This window comes from Massilia sp. FBCC-B171 (assembly GCF_059134155.1).
Window position 1 is genome coordinate 1893090 of the sequence record NZ_CP101443.1, and the last position, 21063, is coordinate 1914152.

Consider the following 21063-nt stretch of genomic DNA (forward strand, 5'->3'; position numbering starts at 1 on the left):
GCGATGAAGCTGCTGCTTGCGCTGGCCTGGCTCTCTGTTGTGATGCCGGCCAGTGCCCGCACGGCGTTTCAGGCGCGCTGCGAGGACACAATCGGACAAAGCGTCTCGGTTCTGACCGGGCAGCAGAACGGCTACCGGGTCGACAACAGCTATTCCTTCCACGGCCTGTCGAGCATGAAGGGCGACCGGGCGCCGGGCAGCTATGTGCTGGGCCTGACGCGCACCGAGTCGCGCGTGGGCATCCGTGTTGAAGGGACCATGCTGAGCGACCCTTCCAGCGGCTACGAATGCGTGGCGCCGCGCATCGAGGTCACGCTGACCTATTTGCCGATCGTGGTGTATGTGGGGCGCGAATTCGCACCCGGCACCTGTGCCTACCGCGAAATCCTGACCCACGAACTTCGCCACCGCGACATTTACCTGGCCCACCTGCCGCGCGCCGAGAAAATCGTGCGCGAAGCACTGGCGCGCCGTTTCCAGGGCAAACCGCTGTATGCGCCGGCCGGCCAGGCACGCAGTTTGTTGCAGCGCGAAATCGACAGCGCCTGGCTGCCCTTCATCAAGCGCGAGATGGGAAAAGTCGAGCAACTGCAAGCGGCGATCGACACCCCGCAGGAGTATGCGCGTCTCGGCAAAGTTTGCGCAGGTGAGGTACAGTCTCTTATCAGACCGGCAAAAAGACAACAAAGAACATGAATTCCCAGGCACCACGCTATTTTGCGCTGATCCCCGCCGCCGGCGTCGGGGCGCGCATGGCCGCAAGCGGACCCAAGCAATATCTGAAGATCGGCGGCAAGCCCATGCTGCGCCATGCCATCGACGCTTTTCTTTTCAGCGAACTGATCGCGCACACCTATGTCGTCGTCAGCGCGGACGACCCCATCATCGACAGCGTCGTGCCCAGCCACGGCGTGACCGTGCTGCGCTGCGGCGGCGGCACCCGCATGGAGTCGGTGCGCAATGGCCTGGCGGCGCTGGCTCCCACGCTGCGCGAGGACGACTGGGTGCTGGTGCACGACGCCGCCCGTCCGGGCCTGGACGACGAGTTGATCGAAAAATTGATTACCGCAACCGGCGAGCACCCGGTCGGCGGCTTGCTGGCCTTGCCGGTGGTCGACACCGTCAAGCGCAGCAGCGGCGGCGAACCCGGCACGCTCAGTACTGTGTCGCGCGAAGGCCTGTGGCTGGCCCAGACACCGCAGATGTTCCGGTATAAACTGCTGCGCGAGGCGCTTGCCGCAGTGCGCGATCCGCAGCAGATAACCGACGACGCCTCGGCCGTGGAAGCGCTGGGCCTGTCGCCGGCACTGGTCGAGGGCCATCCGCGCAACCTGAAGGTGACGCTGCCCTCGGACGTGCGCATCGCCGAAATGTACCTGGCCACGGCCCAACCCGAATTACTGTGAACACCATGGCACTTGCATCCTACAACCCGACTCCACCGTTTCGCATCGGCACCGGCTACGACTGCCACCGCCTGGTCGAAGGGCGTAAGCTGATCGTCGGCGGCGTGACCATTCCGCACCGCCTGGGCCTGTTCGGCCACTCGGACGCCGACGTCCTGCTGCACGCAATCATCGACGCGCTGCTGGGCGCGGCGGCGCTGGGCGACATCGGCAAGCATTTCCCCGACACCGACCCCATGTTCGCCGGCGCCGATTCGCGCACACTGCTGCGCGAAGCGGCCACGCGCGTGGTCGCCACCGGCTACACCATCGGCAACATCGACGCGACCATCATCGCCCAGCAGCCGAAGATGGCCCCGCATATCCCGCAAATGGTCTCGCGCATCGCCGAAGACCTGGGGGTGTCGCCGCAGCAGGTGAACGTCAAGGCCAAGACCAACGAAAAGCTTGGCTACCTGGGGCGGGAAGAGGGGATGGCTGCCGAAGCCGTCGCGATGCTGATTCGGGCGAGCGCCTGAGGATCGGCTCAAGCTCGGCTCAAGCTCGGCTGAGGATCGGCCGACGGTCCGGTGCCGCTGAAGCTGGCGGCAGGGCAAGCGCCTGCCGCGGCAGGCTGCCCCACGACGCAGCTTAATTCACCAGTTTCGCCGCTGCGAAGGCGACGCCGGCAACCGTGACCGCGGTGCCGAGAAACCATTTAATCATCGTCGATTCGAGCTGGGCAACGTCGGCCTTGGTTGCGGCGTTTTTGGCGAGCCCATCGGCGACTGTTTCGATCTTTGCCAAGCGTACATCGACCGACCGCATGTCTTTCAGGCACTCGTCGCCAAAATTCTCGAGCCTTGCGATTCTCAGTTCCATGGTGTGCTCCTTTGCATGCCTGGTCGCCGTGTCGACTGGATTGCGTGGCGGTGGATGGTGTGGCCCAAGGGAGGCGCCACGTGTGTGCGGCTTTCTGGCCGCGCCTGTTTTTGCGGTCTGCTCATGCATTCTGATGGCACTCTTTCGTGGCTGATCGTGGTTATGTCAATCGTGCGGGGGGGGGCGCCGCCATCGGGCAAGCAGCGCCGCACCGTATCGTTGGACCGGGAGAATCCGGATCAGATCCCGCGTCTCGTTTGCTCGATGTCATCAGTTCGGCATCCAGGGTGGCCATGGCGGCATTTCGCTGCCCCGCCAGCAAGGCTTGCGCTTCATTGCTAAACTCTCACATTCCACTTCCGCGTTGCGTGTGCCCGCGGCAAAAAAAACAAGGGGATGACGATGAGTACCCAACCCGAGATGTCCCCACGCGCGGCCTGGCTCCTGATTCTTGCTGCCAGCGCGATCCTGATGATCACGATGGGCGCACGCCTGACCACGGGCCTCTTCCTTTCTCCCCTGAACACGGCGACGGGCCTGGGCGTTGCGACGATCAGCTTCGCGCTGGCCATCGGCCAGTTCATGTGGGGCGCTTCCCAGCCGGTCTTCGGCGCCATTGCCGACAAGTACGGACCAGCGCGCGTGATCGTGCTCGGCGCGCTGCTGCTGGCCGGCGGCCTGGCTGCCACGCCCTTCGTCAGCTCGGAATGGGGCCTCCTGATGACCATGGGCGTGCTCTCGGCCGCAGGCGCCGGCGCCGGAAGTTTCTCGATCCTGATCGGCGCCACGGCCCAGCGCCTGCCGCCAGCGCGGCGGCCGTTCGCGTCGGGCTTCATCAACGCCGGCGGCTCCTTCGGCCAGTTCGTGTTCTCGCCGCTGATGCAATTCCTGATTGCCGGTCCCGGCTGGATCATCGCCATGTTCACCATGGCGGCCACGACCCTGCTGACCATTCCGCTGGCCTGGCTCATGCGCGGCAGGAAAGCGGCGGCGCAGCCGACCGTGGCCGCGGCGGGCGCCGCGCCCGTGCTCGGCATCGGCCTGACCCAGCAATTGAAAGAAGCGCTGCGTGACCGCAGCTACCTGTGCCTGCATGCGGGCTTTTTCACCTGCGGCTTTCACATCGCCTTTCTCGTCACCCACCTGCCGGGGGAAGTGGCGCTGTGCGGCTTGCCAATCGGCGTGGCCGGTACCGCGCTCGGGCTGATCGGCCTGTTCAATATCGCCGGCAGCTTGACGGCCGGCGCACTGTCGACACGCTATCGCATGAAAAACCTGCTGGCCCTGATGTACTTCAGCCGTGCGGTGATCATCGCCCTGTACCTGGTCGCGCCAAAAACGGCGATGACCTTCTACATCCTGGCCGCCGCCCTCGGCTTCACCTGGCTGGCCACGGTGCCGCCCACCGCCGGCCTGGTCGGCAAGCTGTTCGGCACGCGCTACCTGGCCACGCTGTTCGGCCTGACGCTGCTCTCGCACCAGATCGGCGGCTTCTTCGGAGCCTGGCTGGGCGGCCTGTCGTTCGTGCACTTCGGCGACTTCAGCTGGATGTGGTATGCCGACATCGCGCTGGCGCTGGCGGCGGCCCTGGTCAACCTGCCGATCCGCGAAGCGCCCGTGGTGCGCGCCGCGGCGCCCCTGGCCAAGGCTTGAGCGTGGCGCGCGACAGCTGGGCTTACCGCGAAGTGGCCGTGCATTCGGTGCCGGATGCGCGCACCGGGCGCCTGCGCATCGCGCCGATGCCGGGGCAAGCCTTCGCGCCCTCGATGCGGGTGCAGTGCGCGCGCGCCCTGAGCGACCCGGCGCAGTATCCGCCCGGCACCCGGTTCCTGCTCAATGCCAAGCTGACCGACAGGCTCGGCGGCGAGCCCTTCCTGTTCGCCTGGCACGGCGACCCGGTGCAGGTGCTGAGCGCGGCTGCGGCGCGCAAATTCCTCAAGGCATTCCGGCGCGGCCGAATCTGAACGGCGGGCCGAGCCGCGCGCGCGGCCGCGGACGAAATTGGTTACCATCAGGATTTTGCAAACGAAGAAAGAGGGGATCGCATGGCATCGAAAAAAATCGCAATCGTGGTCGGCAGTCTGCGCAAGGATTCGTACAGCGGCAAGCTGGCGAATGCGATGCGCCAGCTGGCCGAAGGCAAGCTCGACATGGAAATCGTCGAGATCCGCGATCTGCCCATGTATGACCAGGACATCGACACGGCAACGCCGCCGCCGGCCTATACCGCCTTTCGCGAGCGTATCGCCGCCGCCGACGGCATCCTCTTCGTCACCCCGGAATACAACCGCTCGGTACCGGGCGCACTGAAGAACGCGATCGACGTCGGCTCGCGCCCTTACGGCAAGGCCGCCTGGAGCGGCAAGCCCTGCGCCATCGTCAGCCAGTCGCCGGGCGCGCTCGGCGGTTTCGGCGCCAACCACCACCTGCGCCAGATGCTGCCCTTCCTGAACATGCCGGCCATGCCGGCGCCGGAAGCCTATCTCGGCGGCATTGCCGACAAGTTCGACGGTGAGCGGCTGAGCGATGAATCGCTGCGTTCCTTCCTGCAAACTTTCGTCGACGCGTTCGCCGCCTGGGTCGAGCTTCACGGCTGAGCCTGCCCCTGCTGCACACGTTTGAACGGCCCCGTTACCGGCAGGTAGCGGGGCCTTTTTATTTCCCTGAGGCTTGTTTTCCCGTTCGCGCTTCCGCTTGCCTTAGCCGTGCACTTTTGATTTAGCGCAAACAGGGGATGTCGTGCTGCCTTAGCCTTGTGGCTTCGCGTCGGAGACGCCCGACCCTTTCGGGTCAGACATCTCCGGGCGACCTGTCGACGCGGACCTGCGGGCCGTGTGCCGGACAACTCCTATAACCACTACCCATGAATGAGGCAACGCATGTATCCATTCTCCCAATCGGTAACTCCTGCAGTGCGTACCCACCTGGACGCACAGACTGCCTTCCTGAACGATATGTCGAAGTCGCTGTTCCAATCCTTCCAGCAAATGTGCAACCTGAACATCCAGCTGGTGCAAACGATGCTCGAAGAAACGGCGCTGGCCGGCCAGCAAATCATGACGGCCGACCGCCAGAGCGAAGTACTGAGCGCCGCCGCGTCGCGTGCCCAGCCTGCCACTGAAAAACTGCGCGCCTACCAGCAGCACATCTCGAAAGTCGCGGCCGACGCCCAGGTCGAACTGGCCCGCGTCACCGAACAACACGTGCAGAAAACCACCCAGACCGCACGCCAGCTGGCCGACGAAGTGGCCCGCAACGCTACCGAAGAAACCCAGCGCGGCCTGCGCCAGGGCCAGGACAACCTGCAGCGCTTCGTCGATCCGTTCAAGACCGGCAATGGCCAGGATCGTCAGAGCACTGCCCCCGGCAGCGCCAGCATGCAGCAAGCCAGCCCGTCCACTTCCCAGACTGGCAAGGGCGCCCAGCAGCACGGCGCATAAGCGCAGACGCAAGTCCGGTCATTGATGCACGCGCCGCGCGCCGGCGCGCCGGCGCGAGGGGAGGGCGGAACCAGTCCGGCCGGATGTTTCCTCCTTCCTTGCCACTAAGCTAGTTGCCGCCTTCGTCCTGCCGTTCGCGGTCGAGCTCCGCCTTCATGGCGGCCACGTCGGCCAGGAACGCGTCCACGCTGTCGTCCCCGGTCGCGCGCATTTCCGGCGGCAGCAGCACCGACATATACAGTTCGTCAGCCAGGCGGCCGTTGCGCTGCTCGTTGCTGATCAAGACCAGTCCCGAGCCCAGCACCGCCAGCGCCGCGCAGACGATGGCATAGCGTTTGCGTGGCTCGGGCTTTACCGTCGTCAGGTGGAAGTACACCATGCCCGCCACCAGCAGGATCGCCACGTGCGAGCCATAGCGGGTGAAGACTTCGATCGAATATGCATAGCCGACGGCGGAAGACGCCAGCCGGAACAGCATCAGGGCGGCGATCCCGCAGCCAAACACGAACAGGTGGCGCCCAAGCCGCGCGTGGCGCCCGAACAGGCGGTTGCCGAAGGCCCACAGGGCGCTCCAGAGCAGCCCGGCGCCCAGGCCGTACGCCAGCGCCAGCAGGTAGCGAAAGGGCCGGAAAGCCTGGGTGTCGGCCAGCCACATCGTGAACAAGGCGACGGCCGCCACCAGCAGGGCGCCGGCCAGCCCCGGCGCGCCGCCCTCCCAGCCGTGCATGGTGCGGTCGACCAGTTCCCCCGGCACCGGGAAATCCGCAGCGCGGATGCGCAGGGTGGTGTGGCCGAGCCGCACGACGGTGTTCCCGGTCAGCACCAGCCTGCCGGTCCGTTTGCCCGCGTGGTTGATGCCGTTGCGGGTGCCGAGATCGGTCAGCAGCAGCGCGCCATCGTCGCCCGCCGCGACCAGCGCATGGCGTGGCGCGGCATAGGCGTCGTCGAGGATGTAATCGTTGTCGTAGCCGCGCCCGATGCGGATCGGTAGCTGGTCGACCCGGTGCCGGTGCAGCACGTCGCCATTGCGGGCGAGGGTTTCGATGAACCACGGACCCTTCATGCGCACACGCTCATAACTTGCCGCTGCGCCCGAGCGCGTTCAGGAAGGCGCGCGCAACGCGCATGCCGTTCTCGTAGGAGACCCCGGCGACGTCGAGCCGGCTTTGCAGGCTGGCCTGCGCATTGTCGGTGCTGGCAGTCAGCAGCGTGAAGTTGTACAGGCCCGGAAATTTGCGGTAGGCGCGCACGCAGGTCACGGCGCGCAGCGGCAGCGTATTCGAATGCACGAAGCGCTCGCTGCACAGCGGTCCGGTCAGGCGTGCGTCGCGCGTATTGCCCAGGCGGTCGAGGCCGAACTGGCTGCTGGCCAGGGCCGCGAAGCGCAGCGGGTGCAGGGTCGCCGAGCGCAGGTAGAGGTGGGTCATCGAGACCTGGCCGGTCTGCTGGGTGTCCGAGACATAGATCGCCGACTCCATCGCGCAGCTGAGCGTGTCCGAGCTGAACGAGGCTTCCGGCATCGCGTTCGAGCGGCCCCAGCAGCGAACCTGGCCGGATTCGCGCACCGGCACCAGATAAGGGCCCATGTTCTTGATCGCGAACGGGCTGTCGAGCAGGCGCCCGACCATGGCGCGCTGGTGCGCCAGCAATTGCTCGGCGATCAGGGGGTTAAAATCCTTGGGCGTTGTGCGCTGCGCGGCGACCCGGCGCAGCAATTCCTGCGCGTATTTCACCGGCACCAGAAAGCTGACCGCCTCGCCGTCGCGCCGCTTCGAGACATTGATCCCGGCAACCGTGCCGGTCGAGGTCACGCTCGGCCCGCCGCTCATGCCCGAATTGATCGGGCCGCTGAAGATGAGCTGGTCGTAGAAGCTGCGGCTGACCACGCCGTTGTACGCCCCTTCGGAGATGGCGAAGCCCAGGTCGAGCGGATTACCGAGCGAATACAGGTCCTGGCCCTGGATCAGTTTCACCGGCTTTTCGGGCACGATGAAAAAACCGCTGCCCTGGCGGTTCACGCGCAGCACGGCCAGGTCGTGCAGCACGTCGACGGCCAGCAGTTCGACCGGCCCGCGCTTGCCGTCGGTGTCGACGAACTCGCCGGCATACACCTTCGGGTCCAGCGCCATCTGCGACACCACGTGGTAATTGGTCAGCACCAGGTTGCTCGTGCCGACCAAAAAGCCCGAGCCGACGGTGGACTGGGTGCGCCCGTTACGCAGCAACATGCGAATTTGCAGCAGGTCGGCCTGGGCCGACGAATACAGCTGCTGGGCGGCCGACGAGGGCGGCGGCAGGGGCGTCGTGGTGTCGAGCTCGCCTGGGCCGGGCGCGGGCGGTGTGGTGGCGGGAGGTGTGGCCGGCGGGACCGCTTGTGGCGGAACAGGAGCTTGGGGCTTGGCCGCATCCGGCAGCGTGCCGGCAGGGGCGGCGACAGCGGCCCCCAGCCAGCAGGACAGCAGCAGGCCGGCAGAAACGGTCATGGCGGTGGCAAGGGTGCAGGCACCGCCGCCCCGCCGCCCTGAATCGATCGCAGTCATGGACTGCTATCTTGCCACCATACTAATTAGTCTGCAGAACGTTACAGTTCGCCATCTTCCGCCACGATTGCGGCCGGCAGGTTCATCATGTGGCCGAGCTTGGCCTGTTTGGTGTTCAGGTAGCTGTTGTTGAAGGCGTTGCGGTTGACCAGCAGCGGCACGCGTTCCGTCACCTCGATGCCCAGGCGCGTGAGGGCGTCGATCTTGCGCGGGTTGTTGGTCATCAGCTTGACCTGCTTGATGCCGAACTGTTCCAGCATCGGCAGGCACAGTTCGTAGTTGCGGGCGTCGGCATGAAAGCCCAGCTGCAGGTTCGCTTCGACCGTGTCGGCGCCGGCTTCCTGCAGGCGGTAGGCGCGGATCTTGTTGACCAGGCCAATCCCGCGCCCTTCCTGGCGCAAATAGAGCAGCACGCCGCGGCCCTCGGCGGCGATGCGTTTCAGCGCGCCCTCGAGCTGGGCGCCGCAGTCGCAGCGCTGCGAAAACAGCACGTCGCCGGTCAGGCATTCCGAGTGCACACGCGCCAGCACCGGCTCGCCGCTGCCGATGTCGCCCAGCGCCATCACCAGGTGCTCCTTGCCCGTCGAATGTTCGACGAAGGCGTGCAGCGTGAACTGGGCCCAGGGCGTGGGCAGCGCGCAGGACGTGACGTAGTCGAGCAGGGGATCGGCGGGCGTGGCAATGTTGGACATGCTGTGGTCTGTTGCGGTGGATGTAACCGTCAAGTATAAGAGAAATCGGCCGCGGCCGTGCGCCTGGCGCCGGGGCCCCTCGCGGCCGCTCGTGGCGCACCATGGGTGCATGGTACTCTTGCGGGACAGGAAATCACCCGATACCCATGGACCGTTCCCCGAATTCCCTTCCCGATCAAATGCCGGCCCCCCTGGAAAACGCGCCGCGGCGCCCCGCACGGCGGGGCCTGGGCACCTGGCTGGCGCTGGCCTTCTCGCTGTTGTCGATTTTCCTGACCGTGCTGATGGTCGAAGTGGTCGACGTGGCCGCCACCAGGCAGGTCGAAACCAGCATCGGCCAGGGCCTGCGCGAACTGGCCCTGCAAACGGCGGACAAGCTCGATCGCGGCATGTACGTGCGCTACCGCGAGGTGAAGCTGCTGGCGCAGCGGCGCGACCTGCTGCCCTCCAGCGGCAGCCTCGAGCAGCGCCGCGCGGCCCTCGACACCATCCAGCAATCCTACGATTACTACGACTGGATCGGCATGGCCGGCCTCGACGGTCGCGTGCAGGTGGCCGGGCGCGGCCTGCTGGAAGGGGCCGATGTCTCGCAGCGGCCGTGGTTCCGCAACGCGCTCAAGGGCATCAACGTGGGCGACGTGCACGAAGCGGTGCTGCTGGCCAAACTGCTGCCAAGCCAGCAAGGCGAGCCGCGCCGCTTCGTCGACATCGCCTTTCCCTACAAGGATGCCGAGGGCAAGACGCTCGGCGTGCTGGGCGCGCACCTGTCCTGGCAATGGGCGCGCTCGGTCGAACGCTCGGTGATCGCGCCGCTCGCCGCGCGCGGCAAGGTCGATGCCCTGATCGTCGGCAGCGACGGCACCGTGCTGCTGGGGCCATCAACGCTGCAGGGCCGCAAGCTCGACCTGCCCAGCCTGCGCGCGGCCCAGGGCCAGGACGCCGGCTACCTGGTCGAACGCTGGCCGGACGGCGCCTCCTACCTGGTCGGGTTCAGCCGCAGCCGGGGTTTCGACGCCTATCCGGGACTGGGCTGGACGGTGCTGGTGCGCCAGGCCGAACTCGAAGCCTTTGCCCCGGCACGGGCGCTGCGCGAGCGCGCGCTGTGGAGCGGCGTCGGCCTGGCCCTGGTGTTTTCCCTGGTCGGCGTGATCGTCGCGCATTACATCACGCGCCCGCTCGGCCGCCTGGTGCAGGAGGCCGAGCGCATCCGCGGCGGCGAGAATTTGCAGCTGGCCTCGGGCGCGGGCAGCTATATCGAGGTCGAGACTTTATCGGCGACCCTGAACGCCCTGATCACCGACCTGCGCCAGCGCCGCCACGAACTGCGCGGCGCGAACGCCACGCTCGAAGCGCGGGTCGAGGCGCGCACCCAGGAACTCGAACGCGCGCTGGTGGCGGTGCAGGCCAGCGAACAGCGCATCGGCGCCATCGTCGAAGCGGCCCAGGATGCCTTCGTCGGCGTCGACATGCGCGGCCTCGTCACCGACTGGAACAGCGCCGCCGAGCGCATGTTCGGCTGGAAGCGCTCCGAGGTGCTGGGCTGGCCGATGCCGGAACTGATCGTGCCCGAACGCTTCCGCCCGAGCACCTATAAAGCCATCGACATGGTGCGCAGCACCGGCTACAGCCCGCTGCTCGAGCGCCGCGTCGAGCGCACCGTGATCAGCCGCCAGGGCGTCGAATTCCCGATCGAGATGACCGCGGGCCTGGCCAGCGGCGGGCAGGGCAGCTTCTTCGCCGTCTTCCTGCACGATATCTCCGAGCGCAGGAAAATCGACCAGCTCAAAAGCGAATTTGTCGCCACCGTCTCGCACGAACTGCGCACGCCCCTGACCTCGATCCGCGCCTCGCTCTCGATGCTGGCCGACGGCATCGCCGGCGACTTGCCGCCCGACGTCGCCGGCCTGGTCGAGATCGCGCACCAGAGCTGCGAGCGCCTGGTGCGCCTGGTGAACGACGTGCTCGACATCCAGCGCATCGAAGCGGGCAGCATGCAGTTCGAGCGCCACGCCCAGCTGCTCTTGCCGGTCGCCGAGCACGCGTTGGCGGGCATGCAGGCCTATGCCGGGCAGATGGGCGTGCGCCTGGTGCTGGAATGCGAAGAGGGCGCACGCGCCTTGTCCGCCGCGATCGACCACGACCGCCTGGTGCAGGTGCTGACCAATTTGCTGTCGAACGCAATCAAGTTCTCGCCGCGCGGCACCACGGTCACGCTGGCACTGTGCGAACACGCCCGCGGCGCGCGCCTGTCGGTGCGCGACCAGGGCGCCGGCATTCCGGAAGCCTTCCAGGCACGCGTGTTCCAGCGCTTCGCCCAGGCCGACGGCGCCGATACGCGCCAGAAAGGCGGCACGGGGCTGGGCCTGTCGATCACCAAGAGCCTGGTCGAGGAGCATGGGGGGCAGATCAGCTTCGAGACGGCGCAGGGCGTCGGTACGACATTCAGGGTCGACTTGCCCCCCGCCGAGGGAGCGCAGCCGGCGTAGAACAGCTGGGGTCAGGTCTGACATTCGGACACGAGCTCGACAGTATTCCTGTAGCGGACCGCACTGCCATGGACGGCTCCGTGGAAGCGGTGCAGATCAAGCGCTGCGCTGCCAGTCACTTAGGCGCTGTCTGGCGAGACGCCGGGCGTCCTCATTGGCTTCGCCTGCGTCGTCGAACAGACTGACGCTGGAAACACGGTCCATGATTTTCCCGTCTTTTTTAATCACGCAAGTGGCAGAGTATTTGCCTGGATCACCGGGCGATGGCTGTGCCGTCGAGAGCAGCGTGTAGCCGCCGTGGATTTCAGTCATCCATTGCATTCGGATCGTCCATGAAAAGAGGGAGCGTGCGCCCCTAGCGCGGCCGGAACATCCGGAACAGCTGTTCCGGCCCGACCGAAAAGTAATCGGCTGGGCCACCGCCGCGCAGGATATGGCCGGCGCCGGCGGTATCGTAGACACCGTCCCTGAGCGAGGCTTGCGCGATGTGCACCCCCACGACTTCGCCCAACACCAGCCAGGTCGGGACGGCTTCCCCGCCGATGTTCTGCAGCTGGACGATTTGCGTCACCCGGCATTCGAAGGCGACGGGGCTTTCGGCCACGCGCGGCGGCCGGACCAGGCGCGAGGGCGCGGGCGTGAGGCCGGCCAGTGCGAATTCGTCGACCTCGGGGGCGACAGCCGCGCAGCTGATGTTCATCGCTTCGGCCAGGGGGGCGGTCGCGAGGTTCCAGACGAATTCCCCGGTTGCCTGGACGTTGCGCAAGGTGTCTTTTTCGCCGATGCTCGCAAACCCGACGATGGGCGGGACATAGTTGAAGGCATTGAAAAAGCTGTAGGGCGCCAGGTTCGGCACGCCCTCTTGGCTCAGGGACGAAATCCAGCCGATCGGACGCGGTCCGACAATCGCATTGAAGGGATCATGGGGGAGGCCGTGGCCGTGACGTGGCTCGTAGAAATGGATCGACATGGGAGGGATGTGCGGTGGCGAAGCCTGCAGGATAGCAGGCTGGCGTGCACATTGCCGGCCGGACCCGCGGCGGCCCGGCCGGCGCCCGGGACGCACTATGTGACGTTGATCGCGATCTTCCTGGGCTGCGCGTGCTGCGCTTTGGGAATCCGCAGTTTCAACACACCGTTCTTGAGTTCGGCCGTGGTCTGCTCGCCGTCGAGTTCCCTGGACAGGGCGAAGACCCTGCGATAGCGCTCCAGCCGGACCTCGGCGAAATGCGACTGCATCTGTTGCGGCAGGTCGAGTGCGACGCGGCCCTCGACGGTGAGCCGGTCGCGCTCGAGCTGCAGCGTCAGGCTGTCCCTGGACACGCCCGGCAAGTCCGCGTACAGGGTAATGCCGCCCGCGTCTTCGACGACGTCGACCGGCGGCAGCAGCGCCGGCTCGTCCTGGGCGGCGAGGTCCTGGCTGGAAGCCGTGGCCGGGACCTTGCCTCCGTTCGGGACCGCGCCTGCATTTGCTTGCGTGTCTTGACCAGCTTGCGTGGTCACATTGTTTTCGTCAGCCATGGTGCCCTCCCTTTGTCAGTGAACGTCGATGCGGCGTGGCTGCATTTCCTGCCGCCGTCTGACGCTGATATGCAGTACGCCATCCCGGCACTCGGCGCTGACGCCGTCCGGGTCGATGTCGTCGGGCAGGCTGACCACCTTGCGGAAGCGCCCGGCGAAACGTTCGTTGACGTGCAGGTTGACCTGCTCGTCCGCGCCGGCGAGTTCGGACTTGCGCTCGCCCGCCACGGTCAGCACGCCACGCTCGAGGTTGACGTCGATCGTGTCCGGATCGACGCCAGGGATGAAGGCATACACCTCGATGGACTGGGGCGTACTGCCGATATTCATTGTTGGAAATCCACCGCGCACGAGCCCCCGGATGTCGGGCTCCATGCCGAATACCTGCTGCATTTCCCGCTGCAGCCGGTCGAATTGCGAAAACAGGTCGCTGCGCATCATGGACGGAATCATGGTCTCCCTCTTTTGTGGATGAAGCACTGGATCGGACGCCTGGCGTAGGCGTGATGCCGCGCCAGGCACGCTCATCGACAGCGGGCCGCCAGGGGCAGCCACGCCGGACTCTGTTTAGACAGCGTCAGGAGGAAAAAGTCGCATGCTAGCGCCAGCCGTGCAGGGCGATCCCGCCAAAGCCCGGCCAGGCCGAGAAATCACGCTCAAGCAGGGGCAGCAGGGTGCGCAGCGCGTCTCGCTTGCCGTGAAAGCTGGTGGCGCCGCCATCCAGGGTCCGCTCGCCGGACAGGCGGTACAGCGTGCCGGCGGCTTGCTGCACTGGCCGGCGCAGCAGTACCAGCGTTTGTGCGTCGCCCGCCTGCGCCAGCAGCAGCGTGCCCGCTTCGCCGGGCTCGGCCTTGACGTAGCGCCGCTGCAGCTCGGGCGCCACACGGCCCGCCTCGAGCGCGATGCGCACCCGCTTGTTGTGCCGCGTGCCCCAGTCGAGGAAGGGGATGGCGAAGCGGACAATCTGGTCCACATCGGTACGGTAATCCATCACCGCCAGGCCGTCCGACACCTGCGCCAGCTGGTCGAGCAATTCCCGCTTGCCGTCCCACCAGAAGGGGACCACGAACTCGAGCGGCATGCCCTCGGCGGCGGCATGCAGGGCGCGCGCCATCGCCAGGTATTCGCGGTCGCGCTCTTGCGCGTCGAGCACGGCGTCGGCGAGCAGATAGGGTTCGACGTCGAACTGCAGCGCGCGCAGCTTTTCGCTCGGCTGGGCAGCGCGGTTGTAGGCGGCGTAGGCGCGCACGCGCGCGACGGTGGCGGCGCGCTGCGAGGGCAGCACCATGTGCGGGTCGCCTTCGACCGGCGTGACGGCGATCCCGGCGCGCCCGGCACGGTGCACGAAGGCGGCCAGCTTCGCCGGGTCGCGCACCTTCGCGCCTATGAGCGGCACGACAATGAACAGCTCCTTCAGCTTCTCCTGCTTTGCCCAGGCCAGCAGCGCCTCGCCTTCATCGCGCCAGGACGTGCGCTCCCAGATCCAGGCGGCGCGCGGCTGCGCCTTGCCTGGAACCGGTTCCAGCGCCAGATGCTCGAGCGTGAGCGTTGCGGCCTGCGCCGGGCACAGGATCACGAACTGGCGCCAGGTGGCGCGCTCCAGTCCCGCCGGCAGCGCCAGCGCGGCCCGGCTCTCGGCAGGGAGCAGGGTGCCAAGGTCATGCGCCGTCTCGCGCGCCGCAGAGGCGGCGTCGCCCGCTTGCAGCGCGAACGCTGCGCTGGCGCTGTAGCGCGCCGCCAGGCGCAGCTCGGCTAGCGGCAGCCGCCAGGGACCGTCGATCAGCACGCCGGCCGCACGACTTCCGGCGCTGCAGGCCAGCTGCAGCTTGCCGTCCGCTTGCGTAACACGCACCCGTTCCTCGACGCCGAAGGCGCGCACGCGGGCGCCAGGCAGCAGGTTCGATCGCAGCGGTGTCAAGCCGGGCGGCGGCGTGGCGCCGGGCTTGTCCGGTTGCGGCAGCTCGTGACTGGACGGTGTGAAGGGAGTCGTGCCGACCGGCCCGTACAACAGGATCGTGCGCGCGGGCTTGTCGCCCGGGCGCAGCAGGTACTGGCTTTCCACAAGAGCGGCATCGATCCCGAAGGGGCCGGCGTGTACGCAAGTCGACATCGCAAGCAGCAGGGTCGGGAGCAGGCGCTTCATGGCGACCGCGGCGGCACGCCTTCTTCGCCGATGCCCTTGCGTTTCATCGTTCCCCAGGTCGATTCCTTCTGGCGCAGCCAGCGCCACAGGCCCACCAGGCGCCAGTAGGTGTTCAACTGGCGGTAGCCGAAGTTCTCGAGGATCACGATCAGCCCCAGCATCAGGAGCTGCTTGCCGCGTGGGTAAAGGTGGAAGGACATCTCTTCCAGCAGCAGGCCCGAGGCCGACAGCAGGATGCCGAGGCCAAGTGCGACGAAGAGGAAGGCGCCGAAGGCCTCCCAGGAAATCGCGCCGGTCAGAAATGCAAACACCATGAAGATGTAACCGCCCAGCTCAATGACCGGTCCCAGCCACTCGAAGAAGAGCATGAAGGGGAAGGCGACCCAGCCGGCCACGCCGCCGTTACGCGAGAACATCAGGCCCCAGTTCGCGTTCAGGCTTTCGGCCAGGCCCCGCTGCCAGCGCACGCGCTGGTTTTTCAGGGTGGCGAGATCTTCCGGGGCTTCGGTCCAGCAGACCGGGTCGGGCACGAATTCGATGCGGTAGGGCTGGCCCTTCGCGCGCAGGGTGCGGTGCATGCGCACGACGAGCTCCATGTCTTCGCCGATGGTGTCGGGGCGGTAGCCGCCGGCCAGCACGACGGCGTCCTTGCGGAAGATGCCGAAGGCGCCGGAGATGATCAGCATGCCGTTCAGCGCCGACCAGCCGAGGCGCCCGAACAGGAAGGCGCGCAGGTATTCGACGACCTGGAACAGGGCCAGGGGACTTCTCGGCAGGCCGACCTTGGTGAGGAAGCCGCCCGAGATCTCGCAGCCGTTGGCCACGCGCACGGTGCCGCCGGTGGCGACCATGGTCGGGTCGCGCAAGAAGGGCTCGGTGACTTTCGCCAGGCTGTCGCGCTGCAGGATGGAGTCGGCGTCGACCCCGCAAAACAGCGGATAGCGCGAGGCGTTGATGCCGGCGTTGAGCGAATCGGCCTTGCCGCCGTTGACCTTGTCGATCACGCGCACGTTCGGGTAGCGCGTCGAGCGGTAGATCTGGCGCACCTCTTTCGTCGCAATCGTGCGGCGGTAGGCTTCGGGGAAGGGCAGCAGCGCGAATTCGCGTTTCAATACGTCCAGCGTCGCGTCCTTCGAGCCGTCGTTGATCACCACGATCTCGAATTCGGCATAGCTCAGCTGCAGCATCGAGCGGATCGAAGCGGCGATCGTCGCTTCTTCGTTATACGCCGGCACCAGGATGCTGACCGGCGGCTCGAGGCCCGAGTAGGCGCGCGGCAGGTCGCCCAGGAACTGCTCCTGCCCGCGCCGGTGCAGGGCGCGCAACGAAAACAGGTTCAGCAGCAGGTAGCCGCCATTGAGCGCCACGAAAAAGCAGAGCACGAACCAGGTGATGAAGGCGACGAGGAGATTATCGGTATGCATGCACGCCATTCATGGTTGGGCAAAGATCATGAGCGCTATTCATACTGCCGCGCTTTCGGCCATCGCCTGCGACAGCATGTCGGCGGCGAAGCGGTCGCTCAGGCCGGCGCGCAGGGCTTCCAGGTCGGCGCGCGACAGGGCCGGCAGTTCCAGCAGCGCCTCGGCGGCGCGGTAGCGCACCCACCACTCGCGGTCGCCAAGCAGGGTCACCAGGCGCTCGGCGTCGCCCCGTTCGCCAACGCGGCCGAGGGCGCGCGCCGCCTGCACCCGCACCTGCCAGTCCTCGTGCCCCAAGAGCATGCGCACCTCGGCCAGGGTCTCGGGCGTGCGCACGCCGCGCAGGCCGGCGATCACGACCGGCATCGAGGCGCTGGTCAAGGCCGCTTTCAATACGCCGGCCGGCAGCGTCACGTGCAGCGCCTCGGCAATGCGCAGCGCGCGCGGCAGCTTGTCCTCGCCCAGGCGCGGCAGTTCGCGCGCCAGCGCGGCGGCGGCCGGCTCGACGGCCTGCTGCAGGATGCCGGCGGCCAGCGACAGCGCCCATTCCTCGCGCGCGATAAACAGCGGCACCATGTAGTCGGCCGCGGCTTGCGGGTCGATCCGCACCAGCGCCCACAGGGCCGTCAGCGAGACCGTGTTGTCGGGCTGTTCGGCCATGCGCAGCAGGTCGTCCCAGGCATTGCGGTCGTGCAGGTGGCCCAGCACCAGGGCAGCGAGCAGGCGCGCCGGACGGCTGCCGCGTCCGAGCAGGCCGCGCGCATAGGCATCGAGCCCGAGGCGGCGCGCGACGTCGTTGAGCGCCTCGTTCGCTTCGCCGCGCAGGGAACCCTGCAGGTGCGCCCACAGGCGCAGGAAAGGCAGGCGCTCGGCGCGGCCGAGGGGCGGCAGGGTGGCCGGCATGTCGCCGACGACGGCGGCGTTGAGCAGCGGGCGCCAGCGTTCCAGGGCGCGCGCATCGCTGCGCTGGCGCCGCCGCAGCAGCATGCGCATGGCGATGATCTGCACGGCCAGAAGCAGGGTCAGCACGAGCGCACAGAAGCCGGTCCAGAGCGCAGCGGAGATGAAGGCGTCGGGGTTGGTGGCCGGGGTCAATGTAATCTGGCGCGCGGCGCCCCGGTCACACCGGGCGCAGGAAGCGGCGCACCCGTGCCAGCAGTTCCTGCGGCTGGAACGGTTTGATGACGAAGTCGCTGGCGCCGGCGTCGAGCGCGCGCACGGTGTCGCGTTCGGTGTTCTTGGCCGTCAGCATCAGCACCGGCACCTCGCGCCAGGCTGCCTGGGATCGGATCAGCTGGACGATCTCGAAGCCGTCGACATAGGGCAGCATCACGTCGAGCAGGACCAGCGCCGGCGGCGCCGAGGCCGTTATGTGCTGCGAGGCGGCGCGTCCGTCGGCCATGTGCACGACCTGGTAACCCTGCCGTTCCAGCATGAAGCGCAGGACTTGCGAAATGTGTTCGTCGTCCTCGACGACGAGGACGGTAGGGGCCGCGGCCGGATCTGCTTGCATGCGCTGTGGATGACGGTGGGAGTGTGAGGCGATTATAGCCAAAGGGCAGGCGCGGCGCTGCTGCTGCGTTGCCGCCCGGCAACGGTACGCGTCAGCGGCCGCGGCGCAGGGGATCGAGCAGGCCGCGCAGGTCGTTGTGATCGAGTTCGTACATCAGGGCCAGCAACTCGCCCAGTTCGCCGCGCGGAAAGCCTTCGCGCGCCATCCAGCCGAGATAATGGCCGGGCAGGTCGGCGATTTTGCGCCCTTCGTACTTCCCGTAGGGCATGTCGCGTGTCAGCAGCAGGAGCAGGTGTTCGGGTTTCATCGTGGCGCTACTTTAGCAAAGTCAGTGAAAGAGGTAGCATGAATAACCAATGGGAGAACAGCCATGAACGACGAATTCGACCTCGACCGCTTCGTCAACGCCCAGGACCCCGTGTATTCCGAGGTCCTCGCCGAGCTGCGTACGGGCAAAAAGCGCACGCACTGGATGTGGTTCGTCTTTCCGCAGATCGCAGGCCTGGGCACAAGCGAGATGGCGCGCCGCTATGCGATTCGTTCCAGCGACGAGGCAGCCGCCTATCTCGCCCATCCCGTGCTCGGGCCGCGCCTGCGCGAATGCGCGCGCCTGGTCGCCCTGCACCGGGACATGGAGGCAAGGGTAATCTTCGACAGCCCCGACGACCTCAAATTCCATTCCTCGATGACGCTGTTTAACGACATCGCGCCCGACGAGGCCGTATTCCAGACCTGCCTCGACCAGTTCTTCGACGGCCGTCCCGACCCGGAGACCCTGGCGCGTTTGTAAGCTTCTCATTCGGCCGCTTGCCGGACGCTGCGCCACGCGCGGGCAAAACCGATGTTGTGCGTATAATCCGCGGGGTGTCTGTCCTCTCTTATCAGAAAATAAAAATCTATGGCTTCATCCTCCGATAACATCAGCATGGCCGTGTTCTGCGACTTCGAAAACGTCGCACTGGGCGTACGCGACGCGAACTACGAAAAATTCGACATCAAGCCGGTGCTCGAACGCCTCCTGCTCAAGGGCAGCATCGTCGTCAAGAAGGCGTATTGCGACTGGGACCGCTACAAGGGCTTCAAGTCGACCATGCACGAAGCGAATTTCGAGCTGATCGAGATCCCGCACGTGCGCCAGTCGGGCAAGAATTCGGCCGACATCCGCCTCGTCGTCGATGCCCTCGACCTGTGCTACACCAAGTCGCACGTCAACACCTTCGTCATCATCAGCGGCGACTCCGACTTTTCCCCATTGGTCTCGAAGCTGCGCGAAAACGCCAAGCAGGTGATCGGCGTGGGCGTGAAGCAGTCGACCTCCGACCTCCTGGTGGCGAACTGCGACGAATTCATCTTCTACGACGACCTGGTACGCGAAGTTAGCCGCGCCGCCGCCAAACGCAAGGAAGTGCAAGAAGCACGCAAGGCCACCCCGCAGAACAACAAGCGCCCGAGCGACGACCGCCGCAAGGAAGAACTCGAAGCGCGCAAGACGCAGGCGCTCGAGATGGTCGCCGAGACCTTCGATGCGCTCGTGTCCGAACGCGGCGACACCGGCAAGATCTGGGCTTCGCTGCTGAAGGACACCCTGAAACGCCGCCGTCCTGAGTTCTCCGAGGTGTATTACGGCTTCCGTACCTTCGGCAACCTGCTCGAAGAAGCGCAGGCGCGCGGCATGTTCGAATTCGGCCGCGACGAAAAGTCGGGCACCTATGTCTTCCGCAGCAGTGGCGCCAACGCGGCCCAGCAGGGCGAGGGCGCGAACCTGGCCGAGCCGGCGCTCGAGGGCGTCCAGCTCGAGGACGCGGCGCTGCCGGTCGAAGCGAAGGAAGAGAGCAAGGGCAAGGGACGCACCCGCGGCGGGCGTGGCCGCAAGAACACCCGTGGCGAAACCCCGTTCGTGGCGGTGACGCCGGACGAGGTGGCCCAGGTGGACGAGCCGACGGTGGCCGAGGTCGCCGAAGCCTGGCCGGAACCGATTGCGGCGCAGGAAGCGGTGCCAGAGGCCGAACCGGTGGTCGAGGAAGAAGCCCCGGCCGCCAAGAAGGAACGCCGCCGCGCCCCGCGCAAGGCGGCTGCGAAGAAAGGCGTGCCGGTGGAAGCCGCAGCCGAGTTGCCGCAGGTTGATGCAACGCCGGCCCCGGTGCCGGTGGCCGAGATCGCAGCGCCCGTCGCCGCGGTCGCGTTCGACGACGAAGAGGACGAGGACGTCTTGCCTGGAGACGTGAACGGCAACGTCGCACCGGGCGCGGGCGGGGCTTCCCGCTCGGGATCCGGCCGTGGCGCCTCAAGCCGTCCGGCATCGAAATCGGCCGGCAAGGCGCCACGCAATGCCGCCAGCAAGCCAGCGGCGCCGCGCAGCCGCCGTCCAGCCAAGCCGAAGGCGACGCCGGACAATAGTTAAGCACGCAAGCGAGCGTTTGCCGCATGAAGCCGGCCTGGGACGCAACCCGCCCCAGGTCTGGTGGTCTAACCGATTGATCACATATTTGTGGTGAAAGGAACTCTCATGCGTGCGCTTGCCGGAATGCTGCTGTCCATTGCCCTCCTCACACCACTTGCCCAGGCGGCTCCCCCCTCGCCCAAGGCAGACCATCCCATCCTCGGCATCTGGCGCCTGGCGCTGCCCGAACTGCGCTGCGTCGAAACCTACCGCTTCCGCGGCGACGGCACCACCCTCGTCACCAGCAAGGAAGAAGTCTCCGAAAGCGAATTCCAGATTCCCGACGTGCCCAACGCAAAAGGGTTTTATAAACTCGAGGACCGCATCGTGAAGGACAACGGCAAGAAGGACTGCTCGGGCGAGATCATGAAGGTCGGCACCAAGGCCACCAATTTCCTGCGTTTCCACCCGTCGGGGGAGCTGTTCCTGATGTGCAGCGACGAGACGATGGAGGCGTGTATCGGGCCGTTCGAGCGGGTGGAGGGCGAGGAGGCGTGATGGTTTCGTAAGGGGCGTCCGCCAGCGACATTCGCAACCGACATGGCTGCGCTTCCCGTACGGGTGTATATTGCTGGCGAAACATCAACACCCCACGGAAAT

The 21063-nt window shown here is 66.6% G+C and carries 24 protein-coding genes; 11 read left to right on the plus strand and 13 right to left on the minus strand.

The genetic code is table 11. The features are described 5' to 3' along the window. The first annotated feature begins 3 nt into the window (after nucleotides 1–3). Genes NMB41_RS08610 through ispF form a run of 3 tightly spaced genes read left to right on the plus strand, consistent with a single transcriptional unit; the run spans nucleotide 4 to nucleotide 1924 of the window. Nucleotides 4–696 (plus strand): hypothetical protein, encoded by a 693-nt coding sequence (locus tag NMB41_RS08610; RefSeq protein ID WP_494382048.1) that lies wholly within the window; start codon nucleotides 4–6, stop codon nucleotides 694–696. Continuing rightward, on the plus strand, nucleotides 693–1406 hold the full coding sequence (gene ispD / locus NMB41_RS08615) for a 2-C-methyl-D-erythritol 4-phosphate cytidylyltransferase (RefSeq protein ID WP_494382049.1): 714 nt from the start codon (nucleotides 693–695) through the stop codon (nucleotides 1404–1406). Before NMB41_RS08610 ends, ispD begins: the two co-directional genes overlap by 4 nt. Before the next feature lie 5 nt (nucleotides 1407–1411). Continuing rightward, nucleotides 1412–1924, plus strand: a complete 513-nt coding sequence (ispF, locus tag NMB41_RS08620; protein ID WP_494382050.1) for a 2-C-methyl-D-erythritol 2,4-cyclodiphosphate synthase — start codon at nucleotides 1412–1414, stop codon at nucleotides 1922–1924. Nucleotides 1925–2036: 112 nt separating this feature from the next. Here the strand turns inward: ispF and NMB41_RS08625 are convergent, their stop codons facing one another. Continuing rightward, nucleotides 2037–2267 carry a hypothetical protein gene (locus NMB41_RS08625; protein WP_494382051.1) on the minus strand — a complete coding sequence of 77 codons (231 nt, stop codon included), beginning with the start codon at nucleotides 2265–2267 and terminating at the stop codon, nucleotides 2037–2039. A 402-nt stretch (nucleotides 2268–2669) separates the two neighbouring features. Here NMB41_RS08625 and NMB41_RS08630 point away from each other — a divergent pair, with 402 nt between their 5' ends. The 4 genes from NMB41_RS08630 (at nucleotide 2670) to NMB41_RS08645 (ending at nucleotide 5707) form a co-directional block, all read left to right on the plus strand. Next, nucleotides 2670–3920 (plus strand): MFS transporter, encoded by a 1251-nt coding sequence (locus tag NMB41_RS08630; protein ID WP_494382052.1) that lies wholly within the window; start codon nucleotides 2670–2672, stop codon nucleotides 3918–3920. A 2-nt stretch (nucleotides 3921–3922) separates the two neighbouring features. Then, entirely contained in the window at nucleotides 3923–4231 is a 309-nt protein-coding gene (locus NMB41_RS08635) for a hypothetical protein (protein ID WP_494382053.1), read from the plus strand. A gap of 81 nt (nucleotides 4232–4312) precedes the next feature. Beyond that, entirely contained in the window at nucleotides 4313–4864 is a 552-nt protein-coding gene (locus tag NMB41_RS08640; protein ID WP_494382054.1) for an NADPH-dependent FMN reductase, read from the plus strand. 282 nt (nucleotides 4865–5146) lie between these two features. Next, entirely contained in the window at nucleotides 5147–5707 is a 561-nt protein-coding gene (locus tag NMB41_RS08645; protein WP_494382055.1) for a phasin family protein, read from the plus strand. A 109-nt stretch (nucleotides 5708–5816) separates the two neighbouring features. Here the strand turns inward: NMB41_RS08645 and NMB41_RS08650 are convergent, their stop codons facing one another. Genes NMB41_RS08650 through ribA form a run of 3 tightly spaced genes read right to left on the minus strand, consistent with a single transcriptional unit; the run spans nucleotide 5817 to nucleotide 8939 of the window. Continuing rightward, complete coding sequence (locus NMB41_RS08650) at nucleotides 5817–6770, minus strand: FHA domain-containing protein (RefSeq protein ID WP_494382056.1); 954 nt, start codon at nucleotides 6768–6770, stop codon at nucleotides 5817–5819. A 10-nt stretch (nucleotides 6771–6780) separates the two neighbouring features. Continuing rightward, nucleotides 6781–8247 (minus strand): S1 family peptidase, encoded by a 1467-nt coding sequence (locus NMB41_RS08655; RefSeq protein WP_494382057.1) that lies wholly within the window; start codon nucleotides 8245–8247, stop codon nucleotides 6781–6783. Between the two features lie 41 nt (nucleotides 8248–8288). Continuing rightward, nucleotides 8289–8939 carry a GTP cyclohydrolase II gene (ribA, locus tag NMB41_RS08660; protein WP_494382058.1) on the minus strand — a complete coding sequence of 217 codons (651 nt, stop codon included), beginning with the start codon at nucleotides 8937–8939 and terminating at the stop codon, nucleotides 8289–8291. A 146-nt stretch (nucleotides 8940–9085) separates the two neighbouring features. Between ribA and NMB41_RS08665 the strand changes: the two genes are divergently transcribed. Beyond that, on the plus strand, nucleotides 9086–11425 hold the full coding sequence (locus NMB41_RS08665) for a sensor histidine kinase (RefSeq protein WP_494382059.1): 2340 nt from the start codon (nucleotides 9086–9088) through the stop codon (nucleotides 11423–11425). Between the two features lie 96 nt (nucleotides 11426–11521). Here NMB41_RS08665 and NMB41_RS08670 read toward each other — a convergent pair whose 3' ends face one another. The 9 genes from NMB41_RS08670 to NMB41_RS08710 all read right to left on the minus strand — a co-directional run bounded on the left by NMB41_RS08670 (nucleotide 11522) and on the right by NMB41_RS08710 (nucleotide 18330). Continuing rightward, a complete protein-coding gene (locus NMB41_RS08670) occupies nucleotides 11522–11746 on the minus strand; it encodes a hypothetical protein (RefSeq protein ID WP_494382060.1) in 225 nt (74 codons plus the stop codon). A gap of 34 nt (nucleotides 11747–11780) precedes the next feature. Further along, the gene (locus NMB41_RS08675) at nucleotides 11781–12395 is read right to left on the minus strand and encodes a flavin reductase family protein (RefSeq protein WP_494382061.1); all 615 of its coding nucleotides are present in this window, start codon (nucleotides 12393–12395) and stop codon (nucleotides 11781–11783) included. A 95-nt stretch (nucleotides 12396–12490) separates the two neighbouring features. Further along, nucleotides 12491–12946, minus strand: a complete 456-nt coding sequence (locus NMB41_RS08680; protein WP_494382062.1) for an Hsp20/alpha crystallin family protein — start codon at nucleotides 12944–12946, stop codon at nucleotides 12491–12493. Between the two features lie 15 nt (nucleotides 12947–12961). Next, nucleotides 12962–13399, minus strand: a complete 438-nt coding sequence (locus NMB41_RS08685) for an Hsp20/alpha crystallin family protein (protein ID WP_494382063.1) — start codon at nucleotides 13397–13399, stop codon at nucleotides 12962–12964. A gap of 145 nt (nucleotides 13400–13544) precedes the next feature. Next, nucleotides 13545–15089, minus strand: coding sequence for a hypothetical protein (locus NMB41_RS08690; protein WP_494382064.1), 1545 nt, complete (start codon nucleotides 15087–15089; stop codon nucleotides 13545–13547). Further along, nucleotides 15086–16513 carry a glycosyltransferase family 2 protein gene (locus NMB41_RS08695; RefSeq protein ID WP_494382065.1) on the minus strand — a complete coding sequence of 476 codons (1428 nt, stop codon included), beginning with the start codon at nucleotides 16511–16513 and terminating at the stop codon, nucleotides 15086–15088. The genes NMB41_RS08690 and NMB41_RS08695 overlap by 4 nt, the downstream gene beginning before the upstream one ends. A 39-nt stretch (nucleotides 16514–16552) precedes the next feature. Then, a complete protein-coding gene (locus tag NMB41_RS08700) occupies nucleotides 16553–17605 on the minus strand; it encodes a HEAT repeat domain-containing protein (RefSeq protein WP_494382066.1) in 1053 nt (350 codons plus the stop codon). 25 nt (nucleotides 17606–17630) lie between these two features. Further along, a complete protein-coding gene (locus NMB41_RS08705; RefSeq protein ID WP_494382067.1) occupies nucleotides 17631–18023 on the minus strand; it encodes a response regulator transcription factor in 393 nt (130 codons plus the stop codon). A 91-nt stretch (nucleotides 18024–18114) separates the two neighbouring features. Beyond that, entirely contained in the window at nucleotides 18115–18330 is a 216-nt protein-coding gene (locus NMB41_RS08710) for a DUF3820 family protein (RefSeq protein WP_494382068.1), read from the minus strand. Between the two features lie 63 nt (nucleotides 18331–18393). Here NMB41_RS08710 and NMB41_RS08715 point away from each other — a divergent pair, with 63 nt between their 5' ends. From NMB41_RS08715 to NMB41_RS08725, 3 genes are all read left to right on the plus strand, one after another. Continuing rightward, the gene (locus tag NMB41_RS08715; protein ID WP_494382069.1) at nucleotides 18394–18813 is read left to right on the plus strand and encodes a DUF1810 domain-containing protein; all 420 of its coding nucleotides are present in this window, start codon (nucleotides 18394–18396) and stop codon (nucleotides 18811–18813) included. 108 nt (nucleotides 18814–18921) lie between these two features. After that, nucleotides 18922–20424 (plus strand): NYN domain-containing protein, encoded by a 1503-nt coding sequence (locus NMB41_RS08720; protein WP_494382070.1) that lies wholly within the window; start codon nucleotides 18922–18924, stop codon nucleotides 20422–20424. Nucleotides 20425–20529: 105 nt separating this feature from the next. After that, complete coding sequence (locus NMB41_RS08725; RefSeq protein ID WP_494382071.1) at nucleotides 20530–20961, plus strand: hypothetical protein; 432 nt, start codon at nucleotides 20530–20532, stop codon at nucleotides 20959–20961. Nucleotides 20962–21063: the final 102 nt, after the last annotated feature.

Excerpts from the sequence above, each read along its gene's own strand:
- NMB41_RS08625 (WP_494382051.1), bottom strand. The coding sequence starts at position 2,267 with ATGGAACTGAGAATCGCAAGGCTCGAGAATTTTGGCGACGAGTGCCTG.
- ribA (WP_494382058.1), bottom strand. The coding sequence starts at position 8,939 with ATGTCCAACATTGCCACGCCCGCCGATCCCCTGCTCGACTACGTCACG.
- NMB41_RS08695 (WP_494382065.1), bottom strand. The coding sequence starts at position 16,513 with ATGCATACCGATAATCTCCTCGTCGCCTTCATCACCTGGTTCGTGCTC.
- NMB41_RS08680 (WP_494382062.1), bottom strand. The coding sequence starts at position 12,946 with ATGGCTGACGAAAACAATGTGACCACGCAAGCTGGTCAAGACACGCAA.
- NMB41_RS08630 (WP_494382052.1), top strand. The coding sequence starts at position 2,670 with ATGAGTACCCAACCCGAGATGTCCCCACGCGCGGCCTGGCTCCTGATT.
- NMB41_RS08720 (WP_494382070.1), top strand. The coding sequence starts at position 18,922 with ATGGCTTCATCCTCCGATAACATCAGCATGGCCGTGTTCTGCGACTTC.
- NMB41_RS08705 (WP_494382067.1), bottom strand. The coding sequence starts at position 18,023 with ATGCAAGCAGATCCGGCCGCGGCCCCTACCGTCCTCGTCGTCGAGGAC.
- NMB41_RS08725 (WP_494382071.1), top strand. The coding sequence starts at position 20,530 with ATGCGTGCGCTTGCCGGAATGCTGCTGTCCATTGCCCTCCTCACACCA.
- NMB41_RS08710 (WP_494382068.1), bottom strand. The coding sequence starts at position 18,330 with ATGAAACCCGAACACCTGCTCCTGCTGCTGACACGCGACATGCCCTAC.
- NMB41_RS08665 (WP_494382059.1), top strand. The coding sequence starts at position 9,086 with ATGGACCGTTCCCCGAATTCCCTTCCCGATCAAATGCCGGCCCCCCTG.
- NMB41_RS08655 (WP_494382057.1), bottom strand. The coding sequence starts at position 8,247 with ATGACTGCGATCGATTCAGGGCGGCGGGGCGGCGGTGCCTGCACCCTT.
- NMB41_RS08690 (WP_494382064.1), bottom strand. The coding sequence starts at position 15,089 with ATGAAGCGCCTGCTCCCGACCCTGCTGCTTGCGATGTCGACTTGCGTA.
- NMB41_RS08675 (WP_494382061.1), bottom strand. The coding sequence starts at position 12,395 with ATGTCGATCCATTTCTACGAGCCACGTCACGGCCACGGCCTCCCCCAT.
- ispD (WP_494382049.1), top strand. The coding sequence starts at position 693 with ATGAATTCCCAGGCACCACGCTATTTTGCGCTGATCCCCGCCGCCGGC.
- NMB41_RS08610 (WP_494382048.1), top strand. The coding sequence starts at position 4 with ATGAAGCTGCTGCTTGCGCTGGCCTGGCTCTCTGTTGTGATGCCGGCC.
- NMB41_RS08715 (WP_494382069.1), top strand. The coding sequence starts at position 18,394 with ATGAACGACGAATTCGACCTCGACCGCTTCGTCAACGCCCAGGACCCC.
- NMB41_RS08645 (WP_494382055.1), top strand. The coding sequence starts at position 5,147 with ATGTATCCATTCTCCCAATCGGTAACTCCTGCAGTGCGTACCCACCTG.
- NMB41_RS08685 (WP_494382063.1), bottom strand. The coding sequence starts at position 13,399 with ATGATTCCGTCCATGATGCGCAGCGACCTGTTTTCGCAATTCGACCGG.
- NMB41_RS08650 (WP_494382056.1), bottom strand. The coding sequence starts at position 6,770 with ATGAAGGGTCCGTGGTTCATCGAAACCCTCGCCCGCAATGGCGACGTG.
- NMB41_RS08640 (WP_494382054.1), top strand. The coding sequence starts at position 4,313 with ATGGCATCGAAAAAAATCGCAATCGTGGTCGGCAGTCTGCGCAAGGAT.
- ispF (WP_494382050.1), top strand. The coding sequence starts at position 1,412 with ATGGCACTTGCATCCTACAACCCGACTCCACCGTTTCGCATCGGCACC.
- NMB41_RS08670 (WP_494382060.1), bottom strand. The coding sequence starts at position 11,746 with ATGCAATGGATGACTGAAATCCACGGCGGCTACACGCTGCTCTCGACG.